The sequence below is a fragment of the Streptomyces sp. URMC 127 genome (genome assembly GCF_051386535.1).
Taxonomy (GTDB): Bacteria; Actinomycetota; Actinomycetes; order Streptomycetales; family Streptomycetaceae; genus Streptomyces.
The window spans coordinates 1-425 of record NZ_JBPQTW010000509.1 but is presented as its reverse complement, the minus strand read 5'-3'; the positions used below and the strand labels follow the sequence as shown (position 1 = coordinate 425).

Below are 425 nucleotides of genomic sequence, written 5' to 3'. Positions count from 1 at the left end.
CTGATCGGGGTGCGGCTGCCGATGGACAAGCTGCTTCCCGGGATCGAGAAGGCCGCGGCCGCGCTCTCCGCGCACGGTGGTGAGAAGGCGGCCATTGCGATCAAGACGACCGACACCGTCCACAAGACCGCTGTCGTCCAGAGTGAGGAGGGCTGGACGGTGGGGGGTATGGCCAAGGGGGCGGGGATGCTCGCTCCGGGCCTGGCGACCATGCTGGTCGTGCTGACCACTGACGCCGATGTCGACTCCGGCGGGCTGGATGCGGCGTTGCGTGCTGCGACGCGGACGACGTTCGACCGGGTCGATTCCGACGGGTGTATGTCGACCAACGACACGGTGCTGCTGCTGGCCTCGGGTGCCTCCGGCCTCACGCCCGCCCAGGACGCCTTCGCCGAAGCCGTCCGCGCCGTGTGTGATGACCTTGC

The 425-nt window shown here is 69.2% G+C and carries 1 protein-coding gene; it reads left to right on the top strand.

Annotated elements, in window-relative coordinates:
* Nucleotides 1–425: bifunctional ornithine acetyltransferase/N-acetylglutamate synthase (locus ACSNOH_RS35155; protein WP_436725498.1), on the top strand; the 425-nt coding region annotated here is incomplete at both ends.